Origin of the sequence: Microvirga sp. Mcv34 (genome assembly GCF_024519725.1) — a bacterium.
Classification (GTDB): domain Bacteria; phylum Pseudomonadota; class Alphaproteobacteria; order Rhizobiales; family Beijerinckiaceae; genus Microvirga.
In genome coordinates this window covers 1-1,626 of the sequence record NZ_JALJRK010000228.1, presented here as the reverse complement: position 1 = coordinate 1,626, position 1,626 = coordinate 1, and the positions used below count along the sequence as shown (strand labels likewise).

Below are 1,626 nucleotides of genomic sequence, written 5' to 3'. Positions count from 1 at the left end.
CCGTTCTTATGCATCGGAAGAGGGATGAGGGCTGGCGGATGTAGCTTAAGCACTTGAAGCAGCCTAGGATTTGGTTGCTGACACCGGTCCTGCAACCCCTTCAAAGCTGCCACACCCGCCATGATGGACGATACAACCGCAACGTTCCCGTTTCCAGCCGTATCCCGCAAGAAGATCACCGCTGCTTTCGACGGCGGACGCTTGTCATCGGACGGCGGCGTCATGCTCCTGGCCCAGGCCGAGCGCCGCCTTGGCATCGCCGAGCGGCTGGCGCGCCTCATCCCGGATCGGCGCGATCCAGGCCGCGTGACGCACGCCATCCCGGATATGCTCCGCGCCCGCATCTTCGCCATCGCGTGTGGCTATGAGGACTGCAATGACTTCGGCCCGCTGCGCGCTGACCCGGCATTCAAGCTCGCCTGCGGGCACCTGCCGGAGAGCGGAGCCGATCTCGCCTCGCAGCCCACCCTCTCGCGTCTGGAGAATGCGCCAACGATCCGTGATGCGATCCGCCTGAGCTACGCCCTGGTCGATCAGTGGATGGACAGCTATGCCACCCCGCCCGACGGCGTGGTGCTGGACATCGACGACACCTGCGACGTGGTGCATGGGCATCAGCAACTGTCCTTGTTCAACGCGCACTATGACGAGCGCTGCTTTCTGCCGATCCATGTCTATGACAGCACCGGCCGCCCGGTCGCCGTCGTGCTGCGGCCGGGCAAGACGCCCTCGGGCCGTGAGGTGCGGGCGCATCTGCGCCGGTTGGTGCGGCGCATCCGGACGCGCTGGCCGACAACACACCTCACCATCCGCGGCGACAGCCACTATGCCCGCCCTGAGGCCATGGACTTCTGCGAGCAGAACGGCCTCAGCTATCTGTTCGGGCTGGCCGGCAGCCGGCCGCTCACCAGCAAGGTGCAGGACACCGCGGATGCGGTGCGCACCCAGCGGGCGGTCGAGGATCGCGAGGTGGTGCGTGGCTTTGCCGAGACGACGCACCGGGCCAAGAGCTGGCCGCGCGAGCGCCGGGTGATCGCCCGCATCGAGGCCACGCGCCTGGGGCTGGACATCCGCTGTGTGGTCACCAACCTGACCGGCACCAGTCCACGGGTGATCTACGAGAGCCTGTATTGTGCCCGGGGCCAGGCTGAGAACTGGATCAAGTTCCACAAGGCGCAACTTGCCTCCGACCGGACCTCGTGCCGACGGGCGGTGGCCAACCAGGTTCGGCTGGTACTGCACACGGCCGCGTACTGGCTGATGCTGTCCGTGCGCGAGGCGATCCCGGCAGCACGGGATCTCGCCCGGGCGGAGTTCGCCACGCTGCGGCTGCGCCTGCTCAAGATCGCCGTGCGGGTGCAGGAAACCACCAGCCGCATCCGGCTGGCCTTTGCCTCCGGCTGCCCGGACGCGGATCTCGTCCGTCGCCTGGCCGGGGCTCTCGCTCCCCGGCCGCAGGCAGCCTCGCCCTGAGCGCCGGGGCTGCCATCGCCCCGATCCTCCCATGTTGTTCCCGCCAACGCGTTCCCCTGTTCCAGACCTCGCCGCGATGAAAAAGACGCCACAGATGGGCTCGTCCAAATCGCAAATCAGGTCACTGCAACAAGCTCAGGTGAATACGATCGG

1 protein-coding gene is annotated in these 1,626 nt (G+C 66.9%); it reads left to right on the top strand.

Features of this window, described 5'->3' with window-relative positions; genetic code table 11:
• Positions 1-120: 120 nt before the first annotated feature.
• On the top strand, positions 121-1,473 hold the full coding sequence (locus OC446_RS30285; RefSeq protein WP_262032573.1) for an IS1380 family transposase: 1,353 nt from the start codon (positions 121-123) through the stop codon (positions 1,471-1,473).
• The last annotated feature ends 153 nt before the right edge of the window (positions 1,474-1,626 follow it).

Excerpts from the sequence above, each read along its gene's own strand:
- OC446_RS30285 (WP_262032573.1), top strand. The coding sequence starts at position 121 with ATGATGGACGATACAACCGCAACGTTCCCGTTTCCAGCCGTATCCCGC.